Consider the following 24,526-nt stretch of genomic DNA (forward strand, 5'->3'; position numbering starts at 1 on the left):
GGCATCAATTTTTATTCTACATTTGTAGAATAAAATACAACATTGTAGAATGAAAGAAATAAAATTAACAGACTCGGAGAAAAATCTTATGGAAATCCTTTGGGAAAAGAAGCGAATTTTCATGAAAGATATTCTGGATTCTTACCCGGAACCTAAACCCGCAGCGACTACCATCGCTACTCTGCTGAAAAGGATGCAGAATAAAGATTTGGTAGGCTATACATTGTATGGAAATTCCCGTGAATACTATCCAAAAGTAGAGAAAGGGGAATATTTTAACGAGGAAATGACCTCTATGATTGACCGTTTTTTCAACAGCTCGGTGACTCAGTTTGCCTCTTTTTTCACCTCGAATGCTCAATTCAGCCAAAAGCAACTGAAAGAACTCCGTGATATAATAGATCAGCAAATAAAGGAATAAAATGTTAGCTATTATCCTAAAAATAATTCTGTGTTCTTCCATTTTCATCGGTATCTATTACCTGTTTTTGGAAAGGGAGAAAATGTATAGGTTTAATCGGTTTTACCTGCTGTTTTCATTAATCTTTTCTTATGTGATTCCATTCATTTCTATCACAATACAGCTTCCGGAGCCTAAGAATAAGTCTCAAATTCTGTTTGAAGACACAGCACAGCAAATCGTCCTTATCCAGCATGAACAGGACAGTTTCAATTGGATGAATGTCATATGGATCATCTATGGAGCGATTACTCTTTTCTTTCTGATAAGAAGTATGCTTTCTGTCAGAGCCGTGAAAAGAATGCAGGGAGAAAAACGCATTTACCAAAATCGAAGGGTCATGGTAATGAAAGAAAATATTCCACCTTTTAGTTTTTGGAATACCATCTATTTGGGCGAAGATTATATAAAAAACAATATGATCGACCCAAGAATTTTCCTCCATGAGGCTGGCCATATTGAGCAAAAACACAGCCTTGATCTCATTTTTCTGGATATTATGAAGATATTCACATGGTTTAATCCTGCTCTTTTCCTGTATAAAAAAGCAATACTCACCAATCATGAATTTCTTGCGGACGAAGCTGTTTTGAATAACAGATACAATATCAAAGAGTATCAGAATTTAATCCTGAATGAAATTATTAATATTCAGAATCTTCCTCTCACCCATTCATTTAATTTTAACAACACCAAAAAACGATTTATTATGATGACAGCAAAAAAATCCAAATTTATTGTAGTTAAGAAAGCAGCCGGAATCATGGCGATGATTGCCGCCGTGGCCTTATTTGCCGAAAGGTCATACGCTATCAGCCCTACAATTACAAAAGACACTCACACAGTCAGCAGTATAGTAAAAAACAGCTTATCCATTCAGGATCCTTATAAGGAATTCAAGGATATTCTAGACAAATATTCCGATCTTTTAAATAGCGGAAAGTATGCAGAGTTTTCGAAAAAAATTTCCGCCAGTGATAAGTCAAGGCTGGAAGATCTCTATCCCCAATTAACTGATGCACAAAGGAATGAACAGAAAATTACATTCATTAATATACCTGAATTAAAAAAGCGTATTCCTACTGAAGGTGAATTGAAATCATTCTTAAACAAAAGCAATTACGCTGTGTGGATCGATTCTAAAAAGATCGAGAACAGTAGTCTTAAAAACTACAAAACATCCGACTTTTCGCATGTTTCTATCAGCGGAGTTGGTAAAAATGCAAGAACAGCAAAAAATCCCCAGCCCTATCAGGTAAGTTTAATGTCCAATAATTATTTCGAAAAAACAATGGACAGGAAGCCACATACCGCAATGGGAATTAAAAAGGGAATCGTAAAAGTAATTTCGGATACTATTTCTCCAAGAAAAACAGTAAGCAATGAAGGTATCAGCACAAATGCAAATATACAACAGGATAAGGATTTTGTTCAGGCTGAATTTCCTGAAGGGGCAAAATCATTTCGTTCAAAAGTTCTATCTATGTTTGATACAAGTACACTTAACGGAAAAGAGAAACTGATAAAATCGACAGCGTTTATACACATCGACGAAACCGGAAAAATCAGTCAGATAACAGCTTCAGGTAATAATGAAGATTTCAATAAAGAAATCATTAAAACCATTACAGCGGTAAATAATGGAGCATCCTGGAAGCCGGCTACAAAAAATGGAAAAGCTATAGCAAGTATATACAATTTCCCGGCAACAATGAGTTTCCGGTAACATCTGTCAAAAGAAAAAGCGCTACACAGGTAGCGTTTTTTTATTTTGTACTCAGCACAGACAGGTGAAAAATTTACTATCAATACATTCACCTTCAAATACTTTATGATGCCTAATAATTTCTTTCGTATTTTTGTTGTATACATTATGTTTCTATGAATTTTAATCTTCAATCAGAATATAAACCCACCGGCGACCAGCCACAAGCTATAGAGAAGCTTACCGAAGGAATAGAAATCGGTGAGAAATATCAGACACTGCTTGGAGTAACGGGTTCCGGTAAAACATTTACGGTAGCCAATGTTGTACAGAATGTACAGAAGCCAACGATTGTTATGGCCCACAACAAAACCCTGGCAGCGCAGCTTTTTATGGAATTTAAAGAATTCTTTCCTGACAATGCTGTTGAGTATTTTGTGAGCTACTATGACTATTATCAACCGGAAGCCTATATAGCAACTACCGGGACTTATATTGAAAAGGATCTGAGTATTAATGAAGAGGTTGAAAAACTTCGTCTTTCCGCTATTGCCAGCTTGCTTTCCGGAAGACGCGATGTTTTGATCGTTGCATCAGTTTCCTGTATTTATGGTGTTGGAAACCCTGCAGAATTCCACAAATCACTGATTTCCATTGCTATTGGAGAAAAAGTAACAAGAACCGCATTTCTTCACTCACTAGTTAACGCATTGTATTCAAGAACGTTAAGCGACTTTCAACGGGGTACGTTCCGGGTGAAAGGAGACGTAATAGATGTGTTTCCTGCCTATGCTGATAACGCAGTAAGAATCCAGTTTTTTGGCGATGAAATTGAAAAAATTCAAAGCTTCGATCCTGTTTCCGGAAATGTAACTGCTAATTTTGACCAGATTCAGATTTATCCTGCCAACCTTTTTGTGACTTCAAAAGAAACCCTGAACGGTGCCATAAAGAACATTCAGGATGACATGGTAAAACAGGTTGATTTCTTTAGCGAAATAGGAAAACCTTTAGAAGCCAAAAGACTTCAGGAAAGAACTGAACTCGATCTTGAAATGATCAAAGAATTGGGATACTGTTCGGGAATTGAAAACTATTCAAGATATTTGGACGGCAGGCTTCCTGGATCAAGACCTTTCTGTTTATTGGATTATTTCCCTAAAGATTATCTAATGGTTATTGATGAAAGTCACGTTACCGTTCCTCAGGTTCATGCCATGTATGGAGGCGATAGAAGCCGAAAAGAAGCACTGGTGGAATACGGATTCAGACTTCCGGCTGCTATGGATAACAGGCCCTTGAAGTTTGAAGAATATGAAGCTATTCAGAATCAGGTAATCTATGTTTCTGCCACACCGGCAGATTATGAATTAGAGAAAACCGGGGGAGCTTATATCGAACAGATTATTCGCCCGACAGGGCTTTTAGATCCTATTATTGAAGTGAGACCTTCTCTGAATCAAATTGACGATTTAATGGAGGAGATCCGCAAAAGAGCCGATATAGACGAAAGGGTATTGGTAACTACACTGACTAAAAAAATGGCCGAAGAGCTTACAAAATACTTCACTAAGTTCGGGATAAGGACACGATATATCCACTCTGATGTTGAAACACTGGAGCGTATCCAAATTATGCAGGATCTGCGTTTGGGACTTTTTGATGTTCTGATCGGAGTTAATTTACTAAGAGAAGGATTGGATTTACCGGAAGTTTCACTGGTAGCCATTCTCGACGCAGATAAGGAAGGAATGCTAAGAAGCAGAAGATCAATGATTCAAACGGTTGGACGTGCTGCAAGGAACATTAACGGAAGAGCCATTATGTACGCTGATAAGATCACCAAATCGATGCAAGCTGCCCTTGATGAAACAGAATACCGTCGTGGCAAACAGATACTTTATAACGAGGAACATGGACAGGTACCAACTTCTCTGAATAAAAAAATATCCGAAAACTTAGTCGGAAGAAGCAAAGATTTCCCTGATGAAAAATATACTCAAAAAGAAATCATGCAAAAAGTAGCTGAAGTAAAAGCCAGCTATGCCACTGAGGATATTGAAAAGATGGTAGAGCAAAAGCAGAAAGAAATGGAAGCTGCAGCCAAAAATCTTGATTTCATAAAAGCAGCTAAACTGAGGGATGAAATCATGGCATTGAAAGGATAATTTTAGTTGAAAGATAAAAAAGAGTTTCGGCGGCATCTTTGATGCCGCCGAAACCTTATATTAGAACTTGTAAGTCGTTTTCTTGATCTTACTATAATCAACCTTCCCGCTCCGCAGCGGAGCCAGCAGATCCATCAGTCCATTCAGTTTAATTTCATAAATGGTTGAAAGCTGCATTCCAAGTTTTCCTTTAGGCATTCCTGTTCGGGAGAACCATTCCAGGTAGCTTATCGGCAGATCAGCAAGAATAGTCCCCTGATGTTTACCAAAAGGCATCGTTACGACACATATTTCCTGTAATATTTCTGGATTTATTCCTTCCACGGTTTATACAATTAAGTCAATTTTATTCTCGTCATTATTCTTATCTGCCATCTCAAGCTCAGGAATGTCATTTTCTGAAAACTCGTTTCTGTACACCTGAATCAAAAGAAGCGTCAGAGAAATCAGAATAGGTCCAAAAATAAGTCCCATAAACCCAAATAGATTCATCCCCATGATAATCCCAAATACAGTATTCAGTGGATGGATATCCTCTAGCTTCTTTAAAAGGGTAAAACGGAGCAGATTATCCGTCAGACCGACAACGATCAGACAGTACGCTGCAAGACCGAGCCCGGGCCCTGTATTGCCTTCAGCGATCATAAAAATACAAACCGGAATATAAACAATGGCCGCTCCTACTACCGGAACCATTGAAGCTGCCGCTGTTAATGCAAAAAGCAACACTGGGCTGGGAGCTCCAAAAATGAAATATCCAATTAATGCGACAAGACCTTGTCCAAGTGCAACAACCGGAATTCCAATAGCGTTAGCCATAATCAGTTTTCTCATCTTATCGCCGATTAAAGAAATATTTGATCTCTTTAAAGGTGCAGACGAAGTAAGAATCCTTTCAAAACGTCTCGGTTGATCCAGCATAAAATACAGGATGAAGTACATAGACATCACGACCGTAAGGGTATTGAAAGTTCCGCTGACAGCAGAAGTAGAAACTTTTCCGGCAGAACTTTTCAATTTATCCATATTCTCTTTACTGAGAATGTCAAAATGAATCTGTTCATAAACATAGGAATGTATTTTGTCTAAAAATACATTGAACTTGGCCATATACACCTGCGCATTTCCTAATTTTTCAATTAAAAGATCTGCAATAAAATAAATGGGAAGAATAAGAATAATCAGACTTGCCAGCATGAGTACCAGTGAGGAAAGCCAGGGCTTCCATTTTTTTTCCTCCTGCAGATAGAAATTATACTTACGGCAGACTACATAAATAGTAATAGCCCCTAAAACCGAAGGTATAAATAAGGCAAGATTAAAACAGATTAACCCCGTCAATACCAAAATGATGGCAAGTAAGGCAACCTGTTTTATGGCAACACCGCTTATCTGTTTTTCTTTATTCACAGTTTATCTTTAAACATGATTTGTCTTGGCTTTCCTAAAAAAGCACAATATGCAGAATACATCACTACCATCATAAAAGGAGCTGTTAAAATAACCCCAATACCGCAAAGAATAACCCCTGCAAGTGATATGATCATTCCTAAAAAGCTCGTCAGTAAAATAGTACCGTAATTTTCTTTCGCAATATTGAAAGATTTGGTTAGTGCGTCTATAGCAGATGCATTTTCAAACAGTAAAATTGGGTATCCTAATAAAAGAAGCGGATATACAAAGAAAAACGGCAATACGCATAGCGCAAGCGAAATACTAGTGATAATCCATGAAAGGAAAGCGTAAATTAAAATATTTACGAAATTCTGACGGTAGCCAATAAACAAATCGGAAAACTCTATCGGAGTTTTTGTATTAAATTTATTAACGATGTAGATCAACCCTACATACAATGGCGCAAGCAAAAGCCCAAAAAGCCCTGAAAATGTAACATACATAGGAAATCCAGGAGCATTCCAATAGCTAAAATTTGAATAATCACCGGAACTCTTCATCTCCTCTACCATTGCAGTAGAATTAAATCCGGTAATGGTTTGGATCAGAAATCCACCGATAATATAAATCACCATTGCAATAATTCCATAAAGGAAAACTCCTTTATACATTTCAAAAGCATGAGAAATAATAGATCCGGTATCCCTGTTGGGAACCGATCCCTGCTGATCAAATTCGTTAAATTCAGACATAGTTTAAATATTTAATGATTTTCCCAAAATTAACTTTTTTTGGCAAGAAAACCCATTAAACATCGTTAAATTTAACTTTTTCAGAAAAAATTGTTTTATAAAGCGAATAAATCATGGCATTCCAAAATGGAAACGTAAAAAGCCCACCGATAAAAAATAAAGCAAAACCAATATATTTAAAAATTACGGCAACAATAACACAAACCAGTATTTCGACAAAATAGAGTTTTACTGCTTTAAAATTCAGGGAAATAGCTTCAAAAATCCTTTTATCTGTAAAAAACATCAGAGGAGCAACGAATAAGGTAATAATAACCCATACCACGGCAAGGAAAATGGTTGGAAGCGTTAATCTGTAGATCATAAGCCAGAAAATAAAATATCCAAGATATTTAAAAAAATTAAGGCCATTGTATCCCACAAACAAATCCGCCAATTCTATTTTTTCGTTAAGGTCAATTTTTCTGAAAATCTGAAAAAAACCAATATTCAGCGGATATAAAAAAGCGGTTGTGCCGAAAATGGCAATCATAAACATTTGATAGTTTTCTGTCGCGCTTACAGCTGCAGCTTTCTCCAAATATGCTTTCGTTCCCAGTTTCAGAGCCTCGCCCATTTCCTGACTCTGTTCCCAGATTCCGTATTTAGATCCAAATAAAAACATGGACGTAAAAAATACCACAAAAAAGACTATTGAAAAAATAAGCTGGAAAATAAGTGTTCTATTCCAATAGAAAAACGCCTGCTTCAGTATAAAATCTATTCCCGGTTTTTGAGGATATTTGTTCTGCATTAAAAAAATTTAGTGCAAAAGTAAACATCAATAATTACTTTTGCTGAATGTTTTCAGTGAATCATCAAAAATTTATGGAAATGGATGAGCTTTCCCTCCGGAAAGTCCCCTACTTTTTCATGATCGATTTCCTTTCGGACAATGTAGAAATCTACCGGGAAAATGAAATCGAAAAATCAGGCTTATTAATTGATTTTCAAGAATTTTCAAGTATAAAAAAGAAGTATGAATTAAATAAAAAAATTAAATGGAAGTCATTTCCGGAAACCTTGGAAAGTTTTAAAATAGGATTTGATATCGTGCAGAAAAACATTCGTCTTGGAAATTCATATTTAGTAAATTATACACGAAAAACGAAAATAGAGACGAATTTAACGCTGAAAGAAATTTTTTATCACTCGAATGCGAAGTACAAAGTTTTTTATAAAGATTTTTTTGTATTTTTTTCTCCTGAAACTTTTGTAAAGATTAATAAAGGCAAAATTTTCACCTATCCGATGAAAGGGACTATTGATGCATCTGTTGAAAATGCAGCAGAAGTTCTGAAAAATGATAAAAAAGAGAAGGCTGAACATTATACGGTAGTTGATCTTCTGCGGAACGATCTTAGTATGGTGGCAAGCGATGTAAAAGTGGATCAGTTTCAGCATATCGACCTGATCAGAACACAGCAGAAAGACCTGTATGCCATGAGTTCTGAAATCTCAGGAAACTTACAGCCTGAATTTGCAGGAAAAGTAGGAAGCATTATGAAAAAGCTGCTCCCTGCAGGGTCTATTTTAGGAGCCCCAAAACCTAAAACGCTGGAAATAATCCAAAGTGCGGAAGGATATGACAGAGGCTATTACACAGGCGTTTGCGGCTGGTTTGACGGTGAAAACCTGGACAGCTGCGTTATGATACGCTTTATTGAAAGAGAACACGATCAGCTTTATTTTAAAAGCGGCGGTGGTATAACACACATGAGTAAATTAGAAGACGAATATCAGGAAATGAAAAATAAAATTTATGTCCCAATTCATTGAAAGTATTAAAGTAGAAGATCAGGAGATTTTCTTATTGGAACTGCACCAAAAACGTGTCGATCAAACTTTTGCCCATTTTGGCAAAGAAGGTTCAATCGATCTTGCTAAAATATTCAAACATCTGCAACACGATGAAAATGGTCTTTTCAAACTAAGGCTTGCCTATGATCTGGATAAAAGAATCCGGACTCAGATGATCCCTTATGCGATTCCAGAAATAGCAGATTTTCAACTGGTTGAAAACAACAGTTTCGATTATTCTTTCAAATTTGAAGACCGAAAAGAATTGGATAAAATGAAAATGAAGTCCAAAGCGGAAGAAATCATTATCGTAAAAAACAACCACATCACAGATACCTCATTTTCAAACCTTTTGTTTTTGAAGGGTAAAGAATGGTTTACTCCAAACTCTTACCTTCTCAACGGAGTTCAAAGGCAGCAGCTTTTAAAACAAAAGAAAATAAAAGAAGCCGAAATCACCATGCAGAACATTAAGCAGTTCTCGCATTTTCAACTAATTAATGCAATGAATGATTTCGATGACATGTTCATTTACCCAATAGACAGGATTATGAATCTACCGGGTAATGAAGAATATCTGGATCTTTAATTGTCTTTCATGAAATCAAAATAGGCCTTTAAAACATCGGCGCTGTTCTTACCGTATGTATTCACTTCCAAAATTTTTGGCTGTGTATCCGGTTTGAAGAAATTTTCCAGTACCCTGTCCAGCGTCGGTTCATCCTCTACCTTGATATATGCGAAACCAAAATGCTTCGCCAGGTGCTCTGCATGCTTACGGTGTTTCGTTGCGATAAATTCATCCAGTGTATTCGGGTTGGCATTTCCCGGACCCGGAATAATTTTAAAGATATTTCCTTCCCCGTTATTAAAAATAATAATTCTCACAAACGGCGGAATATATTGGTTCCAAAGACCGTTAATATCATAAAAGAATCCTAAATCGCCTGTAATAAGCAATGTTGGATTAGCATTTTTAATCGCAAACCCCATGGCAGTAGAAGTAGATCCGTCAATTCCACTCGTTCCTCTGTTACAGTAGATTTTCTTTTTGCCAAAATCAAAAAGCTGCGCATATCTGATTGCCGAACTGTTACTGAAATGGATATTATAGTTTTCCGGGATAGTCTGTGATGCTTTATTAAAGAAATAAAAATCAGAAAAATCCACTTTGTTCAGGAACTGTAGATGTTTAGCATCTTTTTTATCCCGTAAAACATCCCAGAGATTGTAATAAGGTCTAGGCTCCAGATTGACAAATTTCAACAGCTTTGAAAAGAATACCTCCGGTTTCACTTCTATTTTTTCCGTCAGGGAATAATACGTATCAGGCTGCCATATTTCATCCAGGTGCCAGTGCTGCTTCGGTCTTGCTTTTCGTAAAAACTGCTTTACTTTTTTAGACACTACATTCTGCCCTATCGTAATTAATAAATCCGGGGCGTATTTTTGATAATCTTCTTCCGTGAAATTATAAATATAGCGGTCAATATGTTTAAAGAACTTCTCATGATGCAGATTAGAATTTACCTCGCTTAACACCACGACAGAATGATTTTTCACCAACTGAGAAAGCTGGTTTTCCAATTCCGGACTGTAATCTCTGGTTCCTACCAAAAACATAATTCTTTGGGAAGTATTCCATTCCGCTACCAGATTGGAGGGAATTTCATAGTCTTTATGTTTAATTGTTTTTTCAACGGCAGGAAAAGAAGGAAGCTCCGAAACCAAATCATATAATGGTTCTTCCAAAGGAATATTAATATGAACCGGACCTCGTTTTTCAAAACAAAGTTCGATCGCTTTTTTGATAATATCAAAATTAATATCTTCTGCATTCTCTTTACTGTCTTCTAACAGCTGAAAATCTCCATAGGAATGCTGATGAAAAATATCTTTCTGACGGATCGTCTGTCCATCAAAAATATCTACAAAATCCGTTGGTCTGTCGGCCGTCAGGATCAAAAGAGGAACATTCTGGTAAAAAGCTTCGGTAACGGCAGGATAATAATTAGCTACTGCAGAACCACTTGTACAAGTGATTGCAACCGGCTTTTTCTCGCTTATCGCCATTCCTATTCCCACAAAAGCTGCGCTCCTTTCATCTACAATACTGAAACAGTTAAAAGCATCCGTTTCCGAGAAATGGATGGCAAGAGGGGCGTTTCTGGACCCCGGTGAAATGATAATATCTGAAATCCCGTACTGCTGAAGTAGATGCGCTAGTATCTGAATACTTCTTTTGGAAGAATATTTTTTCATACAGCAAATTTAGCTTATAAATCCTTAATTGTAAAAACATTTAATCCAAAAAAGATGTAATTTTGCATCACGTAAAATTTCTAAAAATGGATAAAATACCTAGTGTAGACCTGCGTGATTTCCTTTCGGGTGAACCGGAACGCAAACAGAAATTTGTAAATGAAATCGGAAAAGCTTACGAAGAAATTGGTTTTGTTGCCTTAAAAGGCCACTTTCTTAATGATCAGTTAGTAGATGATCTTTATGGAGAAGTGAAAAACTTCTTTGAACTTCCAACGGAAACGAAACAAAAGTATGAGATTCCCGGAATTGGAGGACAGAGAGGATATGTAGGATTCGGTAAAGAAACTGCAAAAGGCTTCAAAAAAGGAGACCTGAAAGAATTTTGGCATTTCGGACAGTATGTGTCTGATGATTCAAAATACAAAACAGAGTATCCTGACAATGTCATCGTAGACGAACTTCCACAATTCAACGAGGTAGGTAAAGAAGCCTATCAAATGCTTGAAAAAACAGGCCAGTATGTATTAAGAGCATTGGCTCTGTATCTTGGTCTGGATGAATTTTATTTTGATGATAAAATCTCAGAAGGAAATTCTATTTTAAGACCTATTCATTATCCTCCCATTACCCAGGAACCGGATGACGCTGTAAGAGCAGCCGCTCATGGGGACATTAATCTGATTACTCTTTTAATGGGATCTCAGGGGAAAGGACTTCAGGTTCAGAACCACAACGGAGAATGGATTGATGCGATTGCAGAACCGGACGAATTAATGATCAATGTCGGGGATATGCTTTCAAGACACACCAACAACAAATTGAAATCTACCATCCACAGAGTGGTGAATCCGCCAAGAGAATTGTGGGGAACTTCAAGATATTCAATTCCTTTCTTCATGCACCCGGTAAGCCAGATGTCATTAAATACTCTTGACAACTGTGTGAACGAAAACCATCCGAAGCTGTATGAAGATACAACAGCAGGAGAATTTTTGCATGAAAGACTGATTGAATTAGGTCTGATAAAAAAATAATCAAAAAAGTTGTTTCGCAATATATTTTTTTAATTATCTTTACTTTAGTATCAAATTTTTAACTAAAACAATATGAAAAATTTAAAAAAACTAAACAAAGGCCAATTAAAGAGCATTGCCGGAGCAGGAGGAGTTAAACTTCCGGAACCTCAATTTTGCAATTACTATTGCAATGGTATGATCATCTGTGCAACTTGCAGTGATACATTTACATGTCCGGATGATTCTATGTAGAAATATCTGCACCTTATAATAAAACCGTTCCTTTGGGAGCGGTTTTTTGTTTTTGATAATATTTGGGTTATCTGACCACAGATTTTCACAAATTTCTACAGATCTGAACTGTCATTCCCTATGATAATCTATGGTTAAAATGAAGAATAAATCAATCAAACAACCTTAGCTGCTGGTCTTTCGCTCCTGTGAAATTAGCTGTTGTCAGTTTTGGAAATTCTTTCCCTTCAAAGAATTTTTTTCTTCCAATTTTAAAAGTAGTATGGATCATTTCTGCAATATTACCTTCTCCTTTATACCGTTCAAAATATCGTTTTTCACCCAGCTTTCCACCCCGCATGGAACGGATAAGGTTTAAAACTTTCTGAGCCCTGTCGGGGAAATGTGCTTCAATCCAATTCACAAAGACAGGCTCTACCGTGTCATTTAACCGAACTAACGTATACCCGAAACCTAAAGCTCCGGCATCAGAAATCGCCTTTAAAATATTCAGAGACTCATCGCTGGTAAGTCCGGGAATAACTGGAGCTACCATTACATGAACAGGAATTTTATTCTCGGAAAGAATCTCAATCGCTTTTAGTTTATTCCTGGCTGTACTCGTTCTGGGTTCCATGGTACGGCGTACCTCTTCATTCATCGTTGGAATGCTTAGAGAAACCGAAACCAGATTCTGTTCCGCCAGCGGTTTTAAAATATCAAGATCCCTCAATACTAAGGCATTTTTTGTCAGAACATTGACAGGATGTCTGTAATCCAGACAGACTTGCAGAAGTTTTCTGGTAATTTCAAACTTTCGTTCTGCCGGTTGATAGCAGTCTGTGTTTCCTGAAAGCAAAATGGGTGCAGGCTGATACCCTCGTTTCTGAAAAAACTTTTCCAATAATTCCGGCGCATTTTTCTTTACCATAATTTTTCTTTCGAAATCAACCCCGGCACTGTATCCCCAATATTCATGAGTAGGTCTAGCAAAACAATAGGTACAGCCATGTTCACAGCCCTGATAAGGATTCATGGAATATTCCATCGGAAGATCTTCACTCTTTACCTGGTTCACAATTGTTTTCGGGAACACTTCCGTAAAAGAAGTCTTCTCCAATTCGAAATCATCATCCTCAGGCTCAAAAGTATACTTATCGAAACGGTTGATGACATTTCGCTGCGCTCCCTGACCTTTTATGATATTTTCATTCTGCATTATGATGTAAAATTAAAAGGGAATGTTCATAAAAAAATGAATTTTAACATTAAGTTTTCCACAAAAAAAAATCCAGCACTTAAAAATAAGTGTTGGATCTTAAACATGATTAAATATATTCTTTTACTACTTCTGTTACTTCAGGGCGTAAAATTCTACTCCATGATATTCATCATCAAGGTTTTTATCATCAAAGTGTCTGTGGTAGTCTGAATAACTATCACTATATTTTTTATCTTTTTTAGTCAATATTTTTTTAATCCCTATAAAACTTAATACTGCCAAAAGACCAACACCTCCAGCCAGTAAAACGCCAACTTCTTTTTTCATATTTTGTCCGATTTAATAGTTTGTCTATTGCAAAAAGTATACCTATTTTATTCATCTCAATTATAAATTTTGTTAACATTAGTCTTTATTTTCATGGAAAACAGAATCCTGTTTTTTAGCGAATTCAACGAAAAAATGGTTTGATTATTGTAAGAACTAATGAAAATATTATTATGGAAAACCAAGAAAACGACGATAAAATGACGACTTTAAGCCAAGTCATGAATACACTGGCACAAAGGGGAATACACCGGGAATTCAGGATGAATGAAAATGGAGATATGAAGCTGGATAATTCTGAACAAAATTACAATCCCTCTGATTTAACCATTTTAAAAACATACCGTTTTGAGGGAGACAGCAATCCTGATGATAATGCCGTTTTATACGTTTTAAAAGACGACGCAGGAAACCGGGGAATGATCATCGACTCTTATGGCGCAGACAGCAACTATCCCGGTGAAAAATTTGATGAATTCCTGAGAGACATTCCCATTTTGGAAAGTGATGAATTTAATTTTTAAAATCAACTTTTTTGAATGTTATCATCAAAACATTAAGAATACCATTCAAAAACGAAATACTAAACCTGAAGCTACTCTGTTTCGGGTTTGTCTTTTTTCTTAAAAACATTCTTTAAAAAACCTTTTTTCTCTTTCTTCTCTTCCTGAGGCGTGGTATTATCCTTATTGTTTGCCGGTTTTTTTATTTCCTGCTTTATTTCTTTTACAGATTGCTTCATTTCTTTCACGGAAGAAACTGCCTTTTTTACCTTTTTCTCAGTTTTATCAGCATTACGACCGATCAGGGTTTTCTTTAATCCCTGCTCTATTCCTTTCCAGAATAGATTAAAGAATGATTTGGTAGGATCTCTTTCCACGCCCTCTACGTCAACGGCTTCTGGCAGGCTTCCTGAGTCTGATTTCAGCAGTAAATTCGCAACAGCTGTTAAAATCCCTTTTTTCTCCTGATTATTTTTGTTTAAAACAGCAATTTTCAAATCCTTATGCTTTAAATTGAAAGTCCCGTTAAGTCCTGCAGGATTTCCTTTAAAATTAAAAAGCATTTCCTGGATGGTTCCGGAAGTCGCTGTAACATGCAGGTATGGTCTTATAAAAGGATTAATTCCGCTGGCAGGAAGATTTGCTGCCCTGCCCGCGATCGTAAAGACATCATTCTGATTAGCCACATCAAAATTCCAGTTCACAGACAACGGAGCAAGATTCATAAACGAGCAGTTAATTTTAATATCTACACGGGTAGGTTTCCCTTTTGTTTTAGCGGAATTCAGGTTTTTGACATTCATATTGAAGTTTCCAAACGTCAGCTTTCCGGGTCCGGCACTCTGGGGAGTATCTTCTTCATAGACCAAAACAGAATTCTTCAAATCAAGATTATTGATATACATCGGGATTTTTATCGACCGCAACAGTTTGGAATATAACGGCTTTATTTTAGGATCATCTTCGGGAATTTTACTCCTGAAAATATTGGCATCAGCAGATTGGATCAGCACATTTGAAGCATTGATCGATTTATTATTGGAAAACAGATCCCAATTACCCTCAGCAGTGATGTTGCCAGCCTTCAGATCATATAAATCTCTTTCCACCGGAATCATTTTGATAAACTGAGCTCTCGAAACGAGAGGTTTCATGGCAAAATTATTAACCTGAATTTTATTTTTATTCAATTTTAAAAGTCCGACACTCATCAGGTAGAACTTTGTTTTATAAGAGAAATTCTTTGTGGTCAGAAAATAATCTTTCACCTTAACATCAAGTCCCTGGCTATTATTCTTAGGACCAATTTCAATCATATTAACCACTGCATTTAAATCATTAAAAGCAAGCGGCTGATTTCCCTTATCATAGATGACGTTAGAATTTTTAAGGCTTAATTTTCTTACAATAACTGATTGTATGCCGCCTGGCTCAGGCTTTTTATTAGGTTTATTTTCTCCTGCTTTAATATTTCCGTTCGCGTTTTCAACAAGAACGTCTTTAATATCCAGATTGAGTTTCCTGTCAATAAATCCAAATGTATTAATATTAAAGGCAATATGATTCGATTTTAGGGTAACGGCAGTAGTTGCCGTCCTTGAAGATCCCGGAATAACTGACAGATTTCTGATCTCACCGCTTTTAGAATTCAGTGCAATGCTTTCGGCTGTCACATTCTGCCCATCCGAAAAATAAACATCTTTTCCGGAAAAGGTAAAATCTTTATAATTAATAGGAATCACCTGCTCTGAAGATTCTTTACTCAGCTGCAGATGAGATAAACTGGCATGAATATTCTTGCAAGACACCATCTTGCTTCCATCAGGCTTATTGATTTCAACCGTTCCATTGGTGAATTTTACATTCTCTAAATTAAGCTCGAAATTGAGTTCCTTTTTTTCTTTTTTGGATAGCACTCCAGTATTGGAAATGGTAAGAACAGGATTTTGAAAATTCGCATCAGAAAGAGATATTATGTTGTTTTTCAATACAATATCTTTAAAATTCATTTTCTGAGCAGAAAACTCAAATAATTTCCTTTTTTTGGGGTAAAATCTTTTAAACTCATTGAATGTAAGCAGTGAAGTGACTTTAAAATTCTCGACGGATACCTGTCCATTGGAGGTATTGATCGTATTAATTGTCAGTGCATACACATTGTTGGGGCGAAAAAATAAATTTTTTCCTTTGATCTCATACCGGTCAAAGACAACTGGAAGCTTATTTTTTACAGATTCTTCCGCCATCTGTAGATTCTCGACAAATAAATCCAGTTTCTGTACTGAGAGAAATTTTTGCTTAGTATGTTTGAAAATGTTAATACTCCCGTTGTGGATCCTTATATTTTCAAATGAAACAGGATTTTTTTTCTTTCCGGTCTTTTTATCAATCGGCTTGGCTAATATCACATTCAGATTTGGGCTTCCCAGCAATACATCTGAAGAACTGATCTGTTTATTAAAAATGGCATCATATATGCCAAACCGACTGATTTTCAGCGTGTCTATTGTTCCCTGAAGCCCTATAACTTCAATATTTTGAGGATCTTTACTATTTACCGTAATTCCTGTTGCCAGAATATTTCCGGTTCCAAGATCCACGTCCAGTTTTTTGTAAGAAACCTTATAATTGGTATTATCTTTAATATAATTTGGAAGCTGGGTTCTAAGCCAAAAATTTACTCCAAAATTTACTGCAAGAATAACTATCAGGAATACTCCGAAAGCAATCAGTAATTTTTTAACCCATTTTCCCATGTTTAAGATTTCTTTTTAACAATCTTAAATATAGGGTTAATTTTTTACACTTAATTCAATTACATATCCTTCATGCCCTCTTACATTCATGAAGTTTCCGCCTTCGAAACTTAAATACTGCCCTTTTATCCCTACAAGCACTCCGGTAAACTCCGGTTTTTTATCTAATGTGAAAGAATTTATCTTTTCCGGTTTCTCAAAAGGATAATCAAACTTCCACAGATTTTCTCCTTCACTGTAAAACTTCTGGAAGTCTTCAGGAAAATATTCTTTTATTTTTTGCTGAAAATCTGCCAGGTCAATTTCACCTTCAAAATCATCCTGAAGCATTTTTCTCCAATTTGTTTTATCGGGTAAATGATCTTTTAGGGCAACTTCTATCATTCCGGCTTCGTATCGGTTTTCAGTTCTTGCAATCGGAAGGGCGAAAGTAGCTCCCTGATCAATCCATCGGGTAGGAATCTGAGTATTTCTTGTCACCCCAACCTTTACATCCCCTGTATACGCCAGATATACCGTATGAGGTTGAAGCTGGATTGCCTTTTCGATCTCCAGATCACGTTCTGCAACTCCCAAATGAGCTGTGGAAAGCTCCGGACGGATGATGGTATCACTTGCATAAGGGCTTTCAAAAAAACAGTTTTTACAGAATCCCATCCTGTAAACAGGCTTATTTTCTCCACAATGTACACATTGAAAACCGACATGCTTTATCGTTAATTCCTTCCCAAATAATTCGTTCATATGAATCAGATCGCCTGAGAGAGTAAGATAATACTGGATCGGCTGTGCATCATAACTCGTCATCTTTAAAATTTGCCCTTGAAACTGCATAATACTTATTACTTTTTTAAGTAAATTTAATGATTATATTTTCAAAAAGTAAATTTATATTTTTGCCTAATAAAAAATCACAAATGATATATCTTGTAACCGGAGGAAGCGGATTTATTGGTTCTCATCTCATAGGACAATTATTAAGAAATGGACATTCTGTCATAAACGTTGACAATTTTGATGATTTCTACCCATATCAAATAAAAATTAAAAATACTTTAGCTTCTATTGATACAATTTCGGATTTTGAATTTTCTGACAAAGAGACCGATATCCGGCGTTTAATTTCACTTTCCCGGTCAGATCAATATATTTTTTATTATCAGGATATCCGTGATAAAAAAGGACTGGAAGATATTTTCAGGAACCATTCTATTGATTTGGTGATTCACCTGGCTGCCCTTGCAGGCGTACGCCCCTCTATTGAAAGACCTCTGGAATATCAGGAGGTTAATATCCGGGGAACTATGAACCTTTGGGAACTATGCAAAGACTTTGGAATTCACAAATTCGTTTGTGCATCTTCTTCAAGTGTTTACGGAAACAATGAAAAGATTCCTTTTTCAGAAACGGACAATGTAGACAATCCGATCTCTCCTTATGCTGCCACTAAAAAATGTGGCGAGATTTTAGGACACTCTTACCATCATCTGTACAATATTGATATGATTCAGCTAAGGTTTTTCACTGTTTACGGGCCAAGACAACGGCCTGATCTGGCAATCCATAAGTTTACAAAGCTGATCTCAGAAGGTCACGAAATTCCTTTCTATGGAGACGGAAATACAGCAAGAGATTATACCTATATTGATGATATTATCGATGGAATCACCAAGTCTATCAGCTATTTGGAAAATAATTCCAATGTGTACGAAATTCTGAATCTTGGAGAAAATCAGGTAATTACTTTGTCTGAAATGGTTTCTACGATTGAAAAGCATCTTGGAAAATCTGCCATGAGAAAAATTCTGCCAATGCAACCCGGGGATGTCCTGAAAACCAATGCAGATATCACAAAAGCGAAGACTTTAATCGGCTACAAACCAGACACAGACTTCCAAAATGGCATAAAAAAATTTGTGGAATGGTTTTTGAGAAAATGACATCGAGCAAGTTGCTGACACTGCTGTAATACAGTCTACGACGAGCAATGAACAAAAATTAATAAAAAGAATTGAAAATCAGGTATAAAAAAGCTTATAATATAACCTATTTTTATACTTTTGCAAAAAAATTAGAAAATTATGTACTGGACATTAGAATTAGCCTCCTATTTAAGTGACGCACCTTGGCCAATGACAAAAGCAGAGCTTATTGACTACGCAATCAGAACTGGTGCACCAATGGAAGTGGTAGAAAACCTTCAGGCGATCGAAGATGAAGGAGAAGTTTATGATGCGATTGATGAGATCTGGAGCGACTATCCAACGGATGAAGATTATCTTTGGAACGAAGACGAATATTAATTAAAGACAATTAAGCTTTAGGTGAACACTTAAAGCTTAATTGCCTTTTTAAATATCATTTTGCGCAATAAGCGTATTATTTACAACGCTTAAAGTATATCACTTTAGGCATAAAGCAAAAAATTTATGAGTTTTTTAAACAAAGTTCTTAAAGGGTTTTTGGGAGACAAAAAAGCGCAGGACCTAAAAGAAGTAAAAAAAGTTGTAACAAAAATCAAAGCTGTTGAACCAAACATCGAGAAATTATCTGATGATGGTTTAAGAGAAAAAACTGCTGAGTTTAAAGAGAATATAAAATCTGCAACCAGTAAAATAACAGCTCAGATAGAACAGATAAAAGAGCAGATCAAGACTTCAACAAATGTTGACGAAAAAGAAGCACTTTTCTCAAAAATTGAATCTCTGAAAAAAGAATCATACGAAATTGAAGAAAAAACGCTTGGCCAAATTCTTCCTGAAGCTTTCGCTTTAATAAAGGAAACTGCAAGAAGATGGGCTCAGAACGGAGAAATCCGTGTGACTGCCACCGACTGGGACAGACAACTTGCTTCTACGAAAGACTTCGTTGAAATTCAGGGAGATCAAGCTGTTTGGAAAAGCTCTTGGGACGCTGCCGGAACTCCTGTGGTTTGGGATATGGTCCATTATGATGTTCAGTTTATCGGAGGGGTTATTCTTCACAGCGGTAAAATTGCCGAAATGGCAACCGGTGAAGGTAAAACTTTGGTAGGAACATTACCTATTTATTTAAATTCACTTCCTGAAAGAGGAGTACACGTGGTAACCGTGAATGACTACCTTGCTAAAAGGGACTCTGCATGGATGGGACCATTGTACCAGTTCCACGGAATGTCTATCGACTGTATCGATAACCACCAGCCGAACTCAGACGGAAGAAGAAAAGCATATAACTCGGATATTACTTACGGAACGAATAACGAATTCGGTTTCGATTATCTGAGAGATAATATGGTGACTTCACCATCAGAATTGGTACAAAGAGAATTAAACTTTGCAATTGTGGATGAGGTTGACTCTGTTTTAGTAGATGATGCAAGAACACCATTGATTATTTCCGGCCCGGTTCCACAGGGAGACAGACAAGAATTCGATGTTCTTAAACCTTCTATCGACAGAATTGTTGAAGTTCAGAAAAAAACCGTTTCTACGATCTTTAATGAGGCTAAGAAATTAATTGCTGCAGGAAATACTAAAGAAGGAGGATTCAAATTGCTTCAAGCGTACAGAGGTCTTCCAAAAAACAGACAGTTAATCAAGTTTTTATCCGAAAGCGGAAACAGAGCATTACTTCAGAAGGTAGAAGCTCAGTACATGCAGGATAACAACCGTGATATGCCAATCGTTGACAAAGATCTTTATTTTGTGATTGAAGAGAAAAACAATCAGGTTGATCTAACGGATAAAGGAGTTGAATATATGTCTCAGGGTAATGAAGACAACAATTTCTTTGTTCTTCAGGACATTGGAAGCGAAATTGCTGAACTTGAAGCTAAAAACTTAACAAAAGAAGAAGAGTTTGAGCAGAAAGAGAGATTATTCTCTGATTTCGCAGAAAAATCTGAGCGTATCCACACGTTAAGCCAATTATTGAAAGCTTATACTTTATTTGAAAAAGATGATGAGTATGTAGTGATTGACGGTGAAGTAAAAATCGTTGATGAGCAAACGGGACGTATCATGGAAGGACGTCGTTATTCTGACGGTCTGCACCAGGCTATTGAAGCAAAAGAAAATGTGAAAATTGAAGCGGCAACGCAGACTTTTGCAACGGTAACGCTTCAGAACTACTTCCGTATGTACAACAAGCTTGCGGGGATGACGGGTACTGCTGAAACTGAAGCGGGAGAGCTTTGGGAGATCTATAAATTAGATGTAGTGGTAATTCCTACCAACCGTAATATTTTAAGACACGACAAACAAGATTTAGTTTTCAAAACTAACAGAGAAAAATATAATGCCGTTATTGAAGAAATTGAGAAGTTAACCGCAGCCAGAAGACCGGTTCTTGTAGGAACAACTTCAGTTGAGATTTCTCAATTATTGTCAAAAGCACTTCAGTTAAGAAAGATTCCACACCAGGTATTGAACGCGAAACTTCACAAGAAGGAAGCGGAAATCGTTGCCGGAGCAGGACAGCCAGGAGTAGTAACTATTGCTACCAACATGGCAGGTCGTGGTACGGATATCAAACTTTCTAAAGAAGTAAAAGAAGCAGGAGGTTTAGCAATCATTGGTACTGAAAGACACGATTCAAGACGTGTTGATAGACAGCTTAGAGGTAGAGCGGGACGTCAGGGAGATCCTGGAAGTTCACAGTTCTATGTATCTCTGGAAGATAACCTGATGCGTTTATTCGGTTCTGAAAGAATTGCTAAAATGATGGACAGAATGGGTCATAAAGAGGGTGAAGTTATTCAGCACTCTATGATCAGCAAGTCTATTGAAAGAGCTCAGAAAAAAGTAGAGGAAAACAACTTCGGAATCAGAAAGAGACTTCTTGAGTATGATGACGTAATGAATAAGCAGCGTGATGTTATCTATAAGAGAAGAAAGAACGCTTTGTTCGGAGACCATTTAAAGTATGATATTACGAATATGATCTTTGATGTTTCCAACTCTATTGTTGCTAAAGGTAAAGCCAATGGCAGCTTTAAGGATTTTGAATTCGAGGTGATCAAAAACTTCACGATGGCTTCTCCTATTTCTGAAAGTGATTTCAGTAATAAGCAGATTCCGGATCTTACAAACATCCTTTTCAAGGCAGCACAGGAAGATTATCAGATGAAACTGAACTTATTGAAGGAAAAATCATTCCCTATTATTGAGAATGTATTCCAGAATCAGGGTTCTATGTTCAAAATGATCCAGGTTCCTTTCACCGACGGGCACAAAACAATGACGATTGTTACAGATCTTCAGCAAGCTTATGAAACGCATTGCGAAAGCTTAATCAATGATTTTGAAAAGAATATTACTCTTTCTATTATTGATGAAAACTGGAAACTTCACCTTCGTGAAATGGATGATTTGAGAAAATCTTCACAAGGGGCTGTATATGAGCAGAAAGATCCACTTGTGATTTACAAACAAGAATCTTTCCACTTATTCAGTGAAATGGTAGATAAAATGAACAAAGAAATTATATCATTTTTATACAAAGGAGAAATTCCTGCATAAAAAGAATTAATTTATAATATTACAAAAACCGCTTCAATACGCTTGAAGCGGTTTTTTGTTATTCAGTGTATAACATTTGTATGATAAATATCAACCTTGTAATTTATTTAGAATAATTAAAAACAATATATTTGCAGAAAATTTGACTTTCATGAAAAATGTACTGATCTGTGCCTCATTGTTGGGTCCTCTGTTTGTTTTCGCACAAAAAAAGGATTCTGCAGCTACCAAAAGCATTGATGAAGTGATGATTATTAATACTTACATCAAAAAAGACAGTGATTATTCAAATAAAATGCCTCTAAAAGCAATTGAAAACCCTCAGGTGTATTCTACTGTAGACAAGGTAATTTTAGAAAATCAAGGGATTTACACGGTAGATGATGCTTTTAAGAATGTTACAGGCTTACAGACCATGTGGACTTCGAACGGAAGAGCGGGCGATGGAGGTGCTTATGTGAATTTAAGAGGATTTGTTTCTTCCAATTCATTAAGAAACGGAGTTCTGGGAGCGGTAACAGGTACTATAGATGCTATTAATTTAGAGAAAGTGGAAGTTTTAAAAGGTCCTTCAGGGACTTTGTTCGGAAGTTTACTGACAAGCTATGGTGGCGTAATCAACAGGGTAACGAAAAAACCATATGAAACTTTTGGGGGAACAATCAATTTATCCGGAGGCAGCTACGACACTTACAGAGCAGCAGTAGACATCAACACTCCCCTTACCAATGATAAAAAACTATTATTCCGGTTAAATTCTGCTTATACTAACGAAGGTACTTTCCAGACAGAAGGTTTCAGAAGAAATTTGGCAGTTGCTCCAAGCTTGAGCTACAAACCGAATGACCGATTAAGCATTAATGTTGATATGGAGTTATTTGAAATGAAAAGCATGAGCGATCAGACGTTTTTCTTTTACTCCGGAAGTTATCTGCAAAAGGTAAACAATATAAAAGACCTTAATCTGGACTATAAAAATTCTTATTTAGGAAAGGATCTTACCAATACAGGAAGAAGCATCAATCTTTTTGGACAGGTGAACTATAAAATTTCTAACAGTATAACGTCTACGACTAACTTCAGTACATCATCCAGCTATTCCGATGGATTTATGCCTTATCTGTACTTTTCCGGTGACAGCGCGGACAGTATGTTCAGAAGCGACCAGTCAACTCGTGACAGCAGAAAAAAATCACTTAATTTCCAACAAAATTTCAACGGAGATTTTCATATCGGAAATCTAAGAAACCGTGTCGTTCTAGGTTTTGATTATTTAAGAATTAATAATAATCAAAATTTCTATGACATCAATGGTTTTGATAAAGACACCAATGGATATGCTGTTGCGGTGCCTTTGCATCAGCCTGGTTTCAATTATACCAATTTCAACGGAACAGCGCTTCAGGCACAATACAAAGCGATTGCAGGAAATGAAAACCCATATATCATAAAAGGAATTCAGGAAAATTATGCCGTGTACCTTTCCAACGTTCTGAATATTACAGATAATCTTAATGTTTTAATGGCCCTTAGAGTAGATAATTTCACGAATAAACCCGGAATTATCGGTTCAGCAGATTCTGAAGAAAGCAAAAAACTGAATCAGACCTTCTTTTCTCCAAAACTAGGCGTTGTTTATGAGGTGATAAAAGATAAATTTTCCATTTTTGGAAATTATCAAAACAGCTTTAAAAATCTAACGTATTATGTAGATGCTGACAAATTAACCCGCACTCCATCTCCGGAACAGGCAAATCAAATGGAAGGAGGGATAAAAGCGAGCCTCCTTAAAGGAAAAATATCATCTACTTTAAGCTATTATAATATTAAAGTAAAAGATGTTTTAAGGGGTATTCCTACAGAGAGCAATCCCAACGCACAGGTGCAGGATGGAACTATCATAAGCAAGGGCGTTGAGCTTGAAATCAACGCATATCTGGTAAAAGGTTTTACAGCAATTGCCGGTTTCAGTTATAATAACTCAAAATATACAAAAGCTGACGAATCTGTAGCAGACAGAAGACCCAATACGGCAGGTTCACCTTATTTAGCCAATCTTTATGCCAGCTATCAGTTTTTGGATGGCAGATTAAAAGGATTAGGTTTTGGCCTTGGAGCCAACTATGCCAGCGAAAATAAAATTGTAAATAATGTAGAAACTGACGCTACAACCCACACCAAAACAGAGAATGTATTTTCTCTTCCTTCCTACTTTGTTCTGAATGCGAGCGCTTATTATGACGCTAAAAAATTCAGAATTGGAATTAAGGCAGACAACTTCACCAATGAACATTACTGGATAGGCTATACCACAGCTAATCCTCAAAAACTGATCAATGTATTAGGCAGTGTTACTTATAAATTTTAACACGCTATCAATAAAATA

At 36.5% G+C, this 24,526-nt stretch carries 21 protein-coding genes; 12 read left to right on the forward strand and 9 right to left on the reverse strand.

Features of this window, described 5'->3' with window-relative positions; genetic code table 11:
- Positions 1 to 49: 49 nt before the first annotated feature.
- The 3 genes from SB679_RS06645 to uvrB all read left to right on the forward strand — a co-directional run bounded on the left by SB679_RS06645 (position 50) and on the right by uvrB (position 4,333).
- The gene (locus SB679_RS06645) at positions 50 to 421 is read left to right on the forward strand and encodes a BlaI/MecI/CopY family transcriptional regulator (protein ID WP_410701496.1); all 372 of its coding nucleotides are present in this window, start codon (positions 50 to 52) and stop codon (positions 419 to 421) included.
- Between the two features lies 1 nt (position 422).
- Positions 423 to 2,186 (forward strand): M56 family metallopeptidase, encoded by a 1,764-nt coding sequence (locus SB679_RS06650; protein WP_410701497.1) that lies wholly within the window; start codon positions 423 to 425, stop codon positions 2,184 to 2,186.
- Positions 2,187 to 2,341: 155 nt separating this feature from the next.
- Complete coding sequence (gene uvrB, locus SB679_RS06655) at positions 2,342 to 4,333, forward strand: excinuclease ABC subunit UvrB (protein ID WP_410701498.1); 1,992 nt, start codon at positions 2,342 to 2,344, stop codon at positions 4,331 to 4,333.
- A 60-nt stretch (positions 4,334 to 4,393) separates the two neighbouring features.
- Here uvrB and SB679_RS06660 read toward each other — a convergent pair whose 3' ends face one another.
- The 4 genes from SB679_RS06660 to SB679_RS06675 are packed head-to-tail and all read right to left on the reverse strand — an operon-like array spanning position 4,394 to position 7,273.
- Positions 4,394 to 4,648, reverse strand: a complete 255-nt coding sequence (locus SB679_RS06660; protein ID WP_410701694.1) for a DUF3820 family protein — start codon at positions 4,646 to 4,648, stop codon at positions 4,394 to 4,396.
- Positions 4,649 to 4,660: 12 nt separating this feature from the next.
- Complete coding sequence (locus SB679_RS06665) at positions 4,661 to 5,743, reverse strand: AI-2E family transporter (protein WP_410701499.1); 1,083 nt, start codon at positions 5,741 to 5,743, stop codon at positions 4,661 to 4,663.
- Positions 5,740 to 6,480 carry a beta-carotene 15,15'-monooxygenase gene (locus SB679_RS06670; protein WP_410701500.1) on the reverse strand — a complete coding sequence of 247 codons (741 nt, stop codon included), beginning with the start codon at positions 6,478 to 6,480 and terminating at the stop codon, positions 5,740 to 5,742. Before SB679_RS06670 ends, SB679_RS06665 begins: the two co-directional genes overlap by 4 nt.
- 55 nt (positions 6,481 to 6,535) lie before the next feature.
- Positions 6,536 to 7,273: a hypothetical protein gene (locus tag SB679_RS06675; protein WP_410701501.1), complete on the reverse strand. Its 738-nt coding sequence runs from the start codon at positions 7,271 to 7,273 to the stop codon at positions 6,536 to 6,538.
- A gap of 47 nt (positions 7,274 to 7,320) precedes the next feature.
- Here SB679_RS06675 and SB679_RS06680 point away from each other — a divergent pair, with 47 nt between their 5' ends.
- Together SB679_RS06680 and SB679_RS06685 are read left to right on the forward strand one after the other, a co-directional pair.
- A complete protein-coding gene (locus SB679_RS06680) occupies positions 7,321 to 8,298 on the forward strand; it encodes an aminodeoxychorismate synthase component I (protein ID WP_410701502.1) in 978 nt (325 codons plus the stop codon).
- A complete protein-coding gene (locus SB679_RS06685) occupies positions 8,282 to 8,908 on the forward strand; it encodes an aminotransferase class IV (RefSeq protein ID WP_410701503.1) in 627 nt (208 codons plus the stop codon). The genes SB679_RS06680 and SB679_RS06685 overlap by 17 nt, the downstream gene beginning before the upstream one ends.
- Here SB679_RS06685 and menD read toward each other — a convergent pair.
- The gene (menD, locus tag SB679_RS06690; protein WP_410701504.1) at positions 8,905 to 10,581 is read right to left on the reverse strand and encodes a 2-succinyl-5-enolpyruvyl-6-hydroxy-3-cyclohexene-1-carboxylic-acid synthase; all 1,677 of its coding nucleotides are present in this window, start codon (positions 10,579 to 10,581) and stop codon (positions 8,905 to 8,907) included. The two genes, SB679_RS06685 and menD, sit on opposite strands and share 4 nt — an antisense overlap.
- 86 nt (positions 10,582 to 10,667) lie before the next feature.
- On the opposite strand from menD, the gene SB679_RS06695 reads away from it, so the two are divergent.
- Together SB679_RS06695 and SB679_RS06700 are read left to right on the forward strand one after the other, a co-directional pair.
- Positions 10,668 to 11,618 carry an isopenicillin N synthase family dioxygenase gene (locus SB679_RS06695; protein WP_410701505.1) on the forward strand — a complete coding sequence of 317 codons (951 nt, stop codon included), beginning with the start codon at positions 10,668 to 10,670 and terminating at the stop codon, positions 11,616 to 11,618.
- Between the two features lie 72 nt (positions 11,619 to 11,690).
- Positions 11,691 to 11,852: a bacteriocin-like protein gene (locus SB679_RS06700; RefSeq protein ID WP_410701506.1), complete on the forward strand. Its 162-nt coding sequence runs from the start codon at positions 11,691 to 11,693 to the stop codon at positions 11,850 to 11,852.
- Between the two features lie 151 nt (positions 11,853 to 12,003).
- Here the strand turns inward: SB679_RS06700 and SB679_RS06705 are convergent, their stop codons facing one another.
- Together SB679_RS06705 and SB679_RS06710 are read right to left on the reverse strand one after the other, a co-directional pair.
- Positions 12,004 to 13,050: a PA0069 family radical SAM protein gene (locus SB679_RS06705; protein WP_410701507.1), complete on the reverse strand. Its 1,047-nt coding sequence runs from the start codon at positions 13,048 to 13,050 to the stop codon at positions 12,004 to 12,006.
- A gap of 135 nt (positions 13,051 to 13,185) precedes the next feature.
- On the reverse strand, positions 13,186 to 13,380 hold the full coding sequence (locus tag SB679_RS06710; protein WP_034709141.1) for a hypothetical protein: 195 nt from the start codon (positions 13,378 to 13,380) through the stop codon (positions 13,186 to 13,188).
- Between the two features lie 173 nt (positions 13,381 to 13,553).
- Here SB679_RS06710 and SB679_RS06715 point away from each other — a divergent pair, with 173 nt between their 5' ends.
- Positions 13,554 to 13,904, forward strand: a complete 351-nt coding sequence (locus SB679_RS06715) for a hypothetical protein (protein WP_410701508.1) — start codon at positions 13,554 to 13,556, stop codon at positions 13,902 to 13,904.
- A 71-nt stretch (positions 13,905 to 13,975) separates the two neighbouring features.
- Here SB679_RS06715 and SB679_RS06720 read toward each other — a convergent pair whose 3' ends face one another.
- Together SB679_RS06720 and SB679_RS06725 are read right to left on the reverse strand one after the other, a co-directional pair.
- On the reverse strand, positions 13,976 to 16,639 hold the full coding sequence (locus tag SB679_RS06720) for a hypothetical protein (RefSeq protein ID WP_410701509.1): 2,664 nt from the start codon (positions 16,637 to 16,639) through the stop codon (positions 13,976 to 13,978).
- Between the two features lie 36 nt (positions 16,640 to 16,675).
- Entirely contained in the window at positions 16,676 to 17,473 is a 798-nt protein-coding gene (locus SB679_RS06725) for a DUF2797 domain-containing protein (RefSeq protein ID WP_034709137.1), read from the reverse strand.
- 83 nt (positions 17,474 to 17,556) lie between these two features.
- Here SB679_RS06725 and SB679_RS06730 point away from each other — a divergent pair, with 83 nt between their 5' ends.
- The 4 genes from SB679_RS06730 to SB679_RS06745 all read left to right on the forward strand — a co-directional run bounded on the left by SB679_RS06730 (position 17,557) and on the right by SB679_RS06745 (position 24,508).
- Positions 17,557 to 18,579, forward strand: coding sequence for a GDP-mannose 4,6-dehydratase (locus SB679_RS06730; RefSeq protein ID WP_410701510.1), 1,023 nt, complete (start codon positions 17,557 to 17,559; stop codon positions 18,577 to 18,579).
- Between the two features lie 141 nt (positions 18,580 to 18,720).
- A complete protein-coding gene (locus tag SB679_RS06735) occupies positions 18,721 to 18,942 on the forward strand; it encodes a DUF2795 domain-containing protein (RefSeq protein ID WP_034709134.1) in 222 nt (73 codons plus the stop codon).
- A gap of 126 nt (positions 18,943 to 19,068) precedes the next feature.
- Positions 19,069 to 22,140 carry a preprotein translocase subunit SecA gene (secA, locus tag SB679_RS06740; protein ID WP_410701511.1) on the forward strand — a complete coding sequence of 1,024 codons (3,072 nt, stop codon included), beginning with the start codon at positions 19,069 to 19,071 and terminating at the stop codon, positions 22,138 to 22,140.
- 151 nt (positions 22,141 to 22,291) lie between these two features.
- Positions 22,292 to 24,508, forward strand: coding sequence for a TonB-dependent siderophore receptor (locus SB679_RS06745; protein ID WP_410701512.1), 2,217 nt, complete (start codon positions 22,292 to 22,294; stop codon positions 24,506 to 24,508).
- Positions 24,509 to 24,526: the final 18 nt, after the last annotated feature.

Origin of the sequence: Chryseobacterium sp. SIMBA_029, from assembly GCF_046535275.1 — a bacterium.
Taxonomy (GTDB): domain Bacteria; phylum Bacteroidota; class Bacteroidia; order Flavobacteriales; family Weeksellaceae; genus Chryseobacterium.

Bases quoted from the DNA above. Each gene is read 5' to 3' on its own strand.
- SB679_RS06645 (WP_410701496.1), top strand. From the start codon at position 50: ATGAAAGAAATAAAATTAACAGACTCGGAGAAAAATCTTATGGAAATC.
- SB679_RS06650 (WP_410701497.1), top strand. From the start codon at position 423: ATGTTAGCTATTATCCTAAAAATAATTCTGTGTTCTTCCATTTTCATC.
- uvrB (WP_410701498.1), top strand. From the start codon at position 2,342: ATGAATTTTAATCTTCAATCAGAATATAAACCCACCGGCGACCAGCCA.
- SB679_RS06670 (WP_410701500.1), bottom strand. From the start codon at position 6,480: ATGTCTGAATTTAACGAATTTGATCAGCAGGGATCGGTTCCCAACAGG.
- SB679_RS06675 (WP_410701501.1), bottom strand. From the start codon at position 7,273: ATGCAGAACAAATATCCTCAAAAACCGGGAATAGATTTTATACTGAAG.
- SB679_RS06680 (WP_410701502.1), top strand. From the start codon at position 7,321: ATGTTTTCAGTGAATCATCAAAAATTTATGGAAATGGATGAGCTTTCC.
- SB679_RS06685 (WP_410701503.1), top strand. From the start codon at position 8,282: ATGTCCCAATTCATTGAAAGTATTAAAGTAGAAGATCAGGAGATTTTC.
- menD (WP_410701504.1), bottom strand. From the start codon at position 10,581: ATGAAAAAATATTCTTCCAAAAGAAGTATTCAGATACTAGCGCATCTA.
- SB679_RS06695 (WP_410701505.1), top strand. From the start codon at position 10,668: ATGGATAAAATACCTAGTGTAGACCTGCGTGATTTCCTTTCGGGTGAA.
- SB679_RS06700 (WP_410701506.1), top strand. From the start codon at position 11,691: ATGAAAAATTTAAAAAAACTAAACAAAGGCCAATTAAAGAGCATTGCC.
- SB679_RS06705 (WP_410701507.1), bottom strand. From the start codon at position 13,050: ATGCAGAATGAAAATATCATAAAAGGTCAGGGAGCGCAGCGAAATGTC.
- SB679_RS06710 (WP_034709141.1), bottom strand. From the start codon at position 13,380: ATGAAAAAAGAAGTTGGCGTTTTACTGGCTGGAGGTGTTGGTCTTTTG.
- SB679_RS06715 (WP_410701508.1), top strand. From the start codon at position 13,554: ATGGAAAACCAAGAAAACGACGATAAAATGACGACTTTAAGCCAAGTC.
- SB679_RS06720 (WP_410701509.1), bottom strand. From the start codon at position 16,639: ATGGGAAAATGGGTTAAAAAATTACTGATTGCTTTCGGAGTATTCCTG.
- SB679_RS06725 (WP_034709137.1), bottom strand. From the start codon at position 17,473: ATGCAGTTTCAAGGGCAAATTTTAAAGATGACGAGTTATGATGCACAG.
- SB679_RS06730 (WP_410701510.1), top strand. From the start codon at position 17,557: ATGATATATCTTGTAACCGGAGGAAGCGGATTTATTGGTTCTCATCTC.
- SB679_RS06735 (WP_034709134.1), top strand. From the start codon at position 18,721: ATGTACTGGACATTAGAATTAGCCTCCTATTTAAGTGACGCACCTTGG.
- secA (WP_410701511.1), top strand. From the start codon at position 19,069: ATGAGTTTTTTAAACAAAGTTCTTAAAGGGTTTTTGGGAGACAAAAAA.
- SB679_RS06745 (WP_410701512.1), top strand. From the start codon at position 22,292: ATGAAAAATGTACTGATCTGTGCCTCATTGTTGGGTCCTCTGTTTGTT.